6 protein-coding genes are annotated in these 6,556 nt (G+C 65.2%); 4 read left to right on the plus strand and 2 right to left on the minus strand.

Annotation, left to right across the window (positions count from 1 at the left end; all coding sequences use genetic code 11):
• On the minus strand, positions 1-621 hold a 621-nt coding region (locus ACYPYD_RS11150), incomplete at its 3' end, for a glutathione S-transferase (protein ID WP_459663173.1).
• A gap of 95 nt (positions 622-716) precedes the next feature.
• Between ACYPYD_RS11150 and ACYPYD_RS11155 the strand changes: the two genes are divergently transcribed.
• On the plus strand, positions 717-1,952 hold the full coding sequence (locus tag ACYPYD_RS11155) for a polyhydroxyalkanoate depolymerase (RefSeq protein ID WP_036522624.1): 1,236 nt from the start codon (positions 717-719) through the stop codon (positions 1,950-1,952).
• A gap of 141 nt (positions 1,953-2,093) precedes the next feature.
• On the opposite strand, the gene ACYPYD_RS11160 is transcribed toward ACYPYD_RS11155, so the two are convergent.
• Positions 2,094-4,748, minus strand: a complete 2,655-nt coding sequence (locus ACYPYD_RS11160; RefSeq protein WP_459663175.1) for a M1 family metallopeptidase — start codon at positions 4,746-4,748, stop codon at positions 2,094-2,096.
• A gap of 380 nt (positions 4,749-5,128) precedes the next feature.
• Between ACYPYD_RS11160 and rpsF the strand changes: the two genes are divergently transcribed.
• From rpsF to rplI, 3 genes are read left to right on the plus strand one after another with little or no spacing between them, the layout of a single operon-like run.
• Positions 5,129-5,491, plus strand: a complete 363-nt coding sequence (rpsF, locus tag ACYPYD_RS11165; protein WP_008832807.1) for a 30S ribosomal protein S6 — start codon at positions 5,129-5,131, stop codon at positions 5,489-5,491.
• Between the two features lie 5 nt (positions 5,492-5,496).
• Positions 5,497-5,721 carry a 30S ribosomal protein S18 gene (rpsR, locus tag ACYPYD_RS11170; protein ID WP_007686754.1) on the plus strand — a complete coding sequence of 75 codons (225 nt, stop codon included), beginning with the start codon at positions 5,497-5,499 and terminating at the stop codon, positions 5,719-5,721.
• A 15-nt stretch (positions 5,722-5,736) separates the two neighbouring features.
• Positions 5,737-6,333 carry a 50S ribosomal protein L9 gene (gene rplI / locus ACYPYD_RS11175; protein ID WP_008832808.1) on the plus strand — a complete coding sequence of 199 codons (597 nt, stop codon included), beginning with the start codon at positions 5,737-5,739 and terminating at the stop codon, positions 6,331-6,333.
• Positions 6,334-6,556: the final 223 nt, after the last annotated feature.

Genomic DNA, 6,556 nt, shown 5'->3' on the forward strand with positions numbered 1-6,556 from the left:
GATCCATTCGCGCATCGGGTCCCATTCGGCGATGGTCCGGCAATAGGCCTCGCACGGTTCCGGCAGCGCCACCGCGTAGCTGACGAAGCGCGTCGTCACCGGGGCATACATCGCGTCCGCCACCGTCGGCTGCGCCCCGAACAGGAACGGGCCGCCGTAACGATCGAGGCATTCCAGCCAGATCGCCTCGATCCGCTCGATGTCGGGACGCGCGCCGGAGAACACCGGGAACTTCGCATGGCGCACCTTCAGGTTCATCGGCAGCGCCGAGCGCAAGTTGGTGAAGCCCGAGTGGATCTCTCCCGATATCGAGCGGCAATGCGCTCGTGCGATCGGGTCGGCCGGAAGCATCTGCGCATCGGGAAACCGCTCGTTGAGGAACTCCGCGATCGCCAGCGTGTCCCACACGCTCGCTCCCTGCCACGTCAGGCGCGGCACCAGCACCGAGGGCGAGAGCAGCAGCAGTTCCGCGCGGTTGGCGGCATCGTTGGCGACCATCTTCTCGGTCACCTCCAGCCCGGCAAGACGGCACAGCAGCCAGCCGCGCAGCGACCATGCCGAATAGGTCTTGCTGGAGATCGTCAGCGTAGCACCGGAATCGACCATGACCTGCCCCTTCATTCAGCTTGCATCGGGTTATGATGCAGCGCAGCATGATTGTACAACCGTTTGCGTGCACACTCGCCGAATCGCGAGGTGCCTGAGGGATATTGCGGATGCTCTATGACGCCTATCAGGCTTATTGCGACGTCCTGACCCCGGCGCGCCTGACCGCACGCGCGGCGACCGGTTTTCGCGACAAGTTCCTGGGCGGGGCGAAGACGATGCCGATGGCGCGCCGCCTGTTCGCTCTGGCCGAGACGTTCGACAAATCGACGATCACCCACAAGCGCCCGCCTTACGACATCGATGAAGTGCTCTGCGGCAATACCATGACGCCGGTGGTCGAGGACGTGGCGCTGGCCCTGCCCTTCGGCGATCTGCTCCACTTCGCCAAGCCGGAGGTGACCACGCCGCAACCCAAAGTGCTGGTGGTGGCGCCGCTTTCGGGCCACTTCGCCACGCTTCTGCGCAATACGGTCGCGACGCTGCTGCGCGACCACGACGTCTACATCACCGACTGGAAGAACGCGCGCGACGTGCCGCTGTCCGCAGGCAAGTTCGGGCTGGACGAATACATCGACTACGTCATCCGCTTCCTTCAGGAGATCGGCGATCCGGCGGCAAGGCGCGGCGCCAACGTGCTGGCGGTGTGCCAGCCCTGCGTGCCGGTTCTGGCGGCGGTGGCCATCATGGCGCAGGACGACGACCCGTGCCAGCCGCGCACCATGTCGCTGCTTGGCGGGCCGGTGGACGTGCGCGAATCCCCCACGGTGGTGAACGAACTTGCCAACGCGCAGAGCTACGACTGGTTCGAGAACAACCTCATCCACACCGTTCCGTGGCGCTACAAGGGCGGTGGACGCAAGGTCTATCCGGGGTTCATCCAGCTCACCGCGTTCATGTCGATGAACATGGGGCGGCACAATGCGCAGTTCCGCAAGCTCTACCAGCACCTCGCCGACCTCGAGATGGACGAAGCGGCGAAGATCGAGGACTTCTACGACGAATATCTCGCCGTGCTGGACATGACGGCGGAGTTCTACCTCGAAACGATCGACCGGGTGTTCCAGCAGGCGCAGCTGGCGAAGGGCGAACTGGTGCACCGCAGCCGCCGGGTGGACTGCGCGGCGATCCGCAAGACCGCGCTGCTCACCGTCGAGGGCGAGCGCGACGACATCTGCGCGGTGGGCCAGACGGCGGCGGCGCACCTGCTGTGCACCAGCCTGAGGCCCCACCTGAGGCGGCACCACCTGCAGCCGGGCGTGGGGCATTACGGCGTGTTCTCGGGCTCGAAGTGGGAGCGCGAGGTCTATCCGCAAGTGCGAGCCATGATCCTGGCGATGGCCTGATAGCCAAATCCTCCCTGTTGCGAAGCAATGGGGAGGTGGCAGCCCGCAGGGCTGACGGAGGGGGCGTCATCTCCCCCTCCACCAGCCTGCGGCGGCGGTCCCCCTCCCCATCGCTACGCGACGGGGAGGATGAAGCGCTCCTCAATACCCCTGCTTGGCCAGCCAGGCGTCCACTTCCGGCATGCGGGTCTGGCCGACCTGGATGCGGTTCTGGATCTTGGCGATCGCCTCGTCCACCGGACGGCGCGAACCGGCCGCGAGGCGCTGCTTCGCATAAGCATCCAGCTTGGCCGGCATCGCCGGATCGGAACTGCCGGTGGCCAGACGCCCGACGTAGCGTGTCGCGCCCGAGCTATCGACGCGGCTCATCACCGCATCGTAGTTGGCGAGGACGAAGTCGAACGCCTGCTCGGGATGCTCGCCGCCGACGGCGCTGACGATCACCGGGCTGGTGGTCACGCCCGGCTCGTCGGTGAGCGACAGGGCCAGCGCCTTGTCGGCCAGCGCCTTGTCGTTGGCGCGGCCCAGCAGCGAGTAGAGCGTGGTCTTGACCTGCGCCGAGGTCTCTTCCTGCGCCATCGTGTGCAGCTTGTCCCAGGTCGCCGCGTCCGCGTTCTTCGCGACGACGGTGAGCACCGCCACCTTCACCGAGGGATCGATCGAGGCCGGATCGGCGAAGCGGCGACGTGCCTCGGCGACCACCGAGGGTTCGCCCAGCGCGCCCAGCGTGTCGATCAGCGTGGCGCGCAGGTCGCCGGCGGTGGCCTGCTCGTCCGCCTTCGGCTCCCAGCCCAGCGTGTTCAGCACCGGCAGCAGGCGCTTCGTGGCGAAGCGCGAGAGAGCCGCCTTGCGCTTCGCGTTGTCCTTGGCGAAGTCGGCTAGGCCGCCGATCACCTTGGCCGCGCGCTCCATCACCTGCGGCGAGGCATTGGCGGGCAGGTTCTTCACCACGTCGAGCATGTCGGCCATCGGCTGGTTGCCCGCGTAGCCGAGCGCCACCGCATCGTTGAGGATGCCGAGCTGGTCGACCGGCTGCACCGAAGCGATGCCCTTGACCAGACCCGCGAAGGTCTTCGCATCATAGAGCACGCGGTAGTAGCCCGACTGGCCCGCATTGACGACGACCGGACCGCAGCCCGCGACCTTGAGCGAACCCTTGCCCTGCAGCAGCGTCTCGGCCCTGGTGTCGTCCGTGCCCGCAGCGCTGACCGGCACGCGCCAGGCGAGCGGCTGCTTGTCGGCGCGGTCGCGGGTGAACTCGCCCTGCTCCAGCGCCAGCGTCGTCGAACCGGCGGCGCACGAGGACGTCACCTTCACCAGCGGAATGCCCGGCTGCAGCGTGAAGTCGTGCGCGATCTGGCTGATCGGCTTGCCCGAAGCCTTGTCGATCTCGCGCCACAGGTCGTCGGTGACGGTGTTGGAGTGCTTGTAGCGCGCCATGTAGGCCTGCACGCCCTTCTGCCACTCGTCCGAACCGGCATAGGCTTCGAGCATGCGGATCACCGCCTCGCCCTTGGCGTAGGTGATGTTGTCGAAGGCCTGGCTGGCTTCTTCAACGGTCGCGATGTGGTGGATGATCGGGTGCGTGGTGACGTAGGCGTCCTGGTCCATGGCGCGCTCACGCTCGCCGGTGGCGGTCAGTTCGGGGTGCCATTCGGGGTGGAACTTGGCTGCCGCGCGGCTTTCCATCCACGAGGCGAAACCCTCGTTCAACCACAGGTCGTCCCACCACGACATCGTGACGAGATCGCCGAACCACTGGTGCGCCATTTCATGCGCGACGACCGTGAAGATGCGCTGGCGCAGCGCGTTCGACGCGATCTTGGGATCGAGCAGCATCGCGTTCTCGAAGTAGAAGATGCCGCCCCAGTTCTCCATGGCGGAGAAGAACTGGCTGCGCCCCGGCGCCGCGATGTGGTCGAGCTTGGGCAGCGGGTACTTCTCGCCGAAGTAGCTGTTCATCCACGGCAGCAGGTCGGCCGAGGCGTTCAGCGCGTAATCCGCTTGCGCCAGATCGCCCTTCTTGGTGAGCACGCCCACTTCGGTGTCGCCCGCCATCTTGGTCTTGCGCTCGAAATCGCCGAGGCCGAAGAACAGCAGGTAGGTCGACATCTTGGGGCTGGTGCCGAAGGTCACCAGCGTCTTGCCGCCCCCCAGATCCTTGCGGCTTTCCACCGGCAGGTTGCCGACGGCGACTTCCTCGGTCGGCACGATCGTCTTGAGGCTGAAGGTCGCCTTGTAGAACGGCTCGTCCCACGAAGGCATGAAGCGGCGCGCGTCCGAGTTCTCGAACTGGGTGAACAGCGCGCGCTTGGCCGAACCGTCCGCCGCCTTGTAGTCCAGCGCGAAGAGGCCGTAGGCCTGCGTATTGATCTTGCCCGCATAGTCGATCGACAGCACGTAGCTGCCCGGCGCGATGGGCTTGGCAAACGTGAAGGTCGCGGTCTGCGCGGCCTCGTCGAGCGAGACGGTGGGCGTACCGGCCTTCTTGCCCGATTTGGTCAGTGCCGCCTTGGCGATCGTCAGCTCGGCCGCCTGCAGCGTGATGGTCTGCGTCGCCTCGACCACGTCGATGGTGATCGCCGCCTTGCCCGCGAAGGTCATCGCCTTGGCATCGGGAGTGACGGTGATGTCGTAGTGGCTGGGGCGAACGCTGCGCGGAAGCTGCGTAGTCACCGTCTCCGCCGTTGCGCCCTTGGTCGTGGAAGCCGTTCCAACCTCCTGTGCGGAAACGGAAAACGGAAGGGCAACGCCGGCGAGAAGCGCCAGCGCGGCGCGACGATACGGTTTCTTCATGGACGACTCACACCAGATGGGGGGATGACGCCTTGCTAACGTCCTGTCGCGAGCACGCAACAATTTACCTGTTGTGTGCAATTTTAAACGCTGCGGGAGTCACAGGGCCCACCCCGTCCGGCTAGGCAGCAAGCTGCCAAGCCTTCCAGCCCTCCCGCGAGCGGGAGGGCTGACCTCACTTCTCCCTTCTCGCCTGCGGGAGGGGCAGGGGGTGGGCTTCCCCCTTCTCTGCCCACACCGCGCTTGCATTCCGTCCAAAATCCGCTAAGCGCGCCCCTTCCCCAAAGTCCGAGGACACGGGGAAACCCAAAGAAAGCCGGAGGGGCCTCGCAATCCCGCGAGTCGCCAGCGATCGGTTAGACTAGATAAAGGAAGCTGCCGTGGCTCTATATGAGCACGTGTTCCTGGCACGCCAGGACCTCAGCCAGGCGCAAGTCGATGCGCTTGCTGCCGCCGCCACCGAGATCGTCGAGTCGAACCAGGGCAAGGTCGTCAAGACCGAGACCTGGGGCCTCAAGAATCTCGCGTACAAGATCAAGCGCAACCGCAAGGCTCACTTCGTGATGCTGAACATCGAGGCTTCGGGCGACGTCGTCGCCGAGCTCGAGCGCCAGACGCAGATCAACGAAGACGTCATCCGCTACGTGACCATCCGCGTCGACGAGCACGAGGAAGGCCCTTCGGTCATGATGCGCAAGACCGACCGCGAGCGTACTCGCCGTCGCGAACGTGAAGGGAACTGATTTCCATGGCACGTGCATTCTTCCGCCGCCGCAAGTCCTGCCCGTTCTCGGGCAAGAACGCGCCGAAGATCGACTACAAGGACGTTCGTCTGCTCCAGGGCTTCATGTCCGAGCGTGGCAAGATCGTCCCCAGCCGCATCACCGCGGTTTCCGCAAAGAAGCAGCGTGAGCTGGGCCAGGCTATCAAGCGTGCCCGCCACATCGGCCTGCTTCCCTTCATCGTGAAGTAAGGGAGGGACCTACCCATGCAGATCATCCTCCTGGAACGCATCGAGAAGCTCGGCGCCATCGGCGACGTCGTCTCGGTCAAGGACGGTTACGCTCGTAACTACCTGCTTCCGAACAAGAAGGCCCTCCGCGCCAACGACGCGAACAAGAAGGTCTTCGAAGCCAACCGCGCCAAGATCGAAGCCGACAACGCTGAGCGTCGTTCGGCTGCCGAAGCCAACTCGGGCAACGTCGAAGGCAAGCAGATCGTCCTGATCCGCGCCTCGTCGAACTCGGGCCAGCTTTACGGTTCGGTCTCGGTCCGCGACATCGTCGACGGCCTGAACGCCGAAGGCGCGAACGTGTCGAAGCAGATGATCGTGCTCGAGCGCCCGATCAAGACGCTCGGCATCTTCGACGTCAAGGTTTCGCTGCACCCCGAAGTTGCGGTCAACGTCAAGGTGAACGTCGCCCGTTCGCCCGACGAAGCCGAACTGCAGTCGCAGGGCGTGGACGTGATGGCCGCGATGTTCGAACAGGACGTCTCGGGCTTCACCGAAGCCTACGACCCGAACGCCGAACCCGGCGAAATCGCGGTCGAGGAAACCGAGGAAGAGGGCGAGGCCCAGGCCTGAGCCTTTCCTTCGGTTACCGAGGAATAGCAAAGCCCTCGTTCCCCAGCGGAACGGGGGCTTTTCCTTTTGGCACAATGCTGGTTCGTGCCCATGGGGCTTCGACAAGCTCAGCCTGAGCGGTGTTGAGAGCAGGCTCTCAGAGCATCCGATGCCCCCTTCGTCATTGCGAGCGCAGCGAAGCAATCCGGGGCAATTCAGCGCCGCTCTGGATTGCTTCGCTGCG

This window comes from Novosphingobium sp. 11B, from assembly GCF_054589055.1.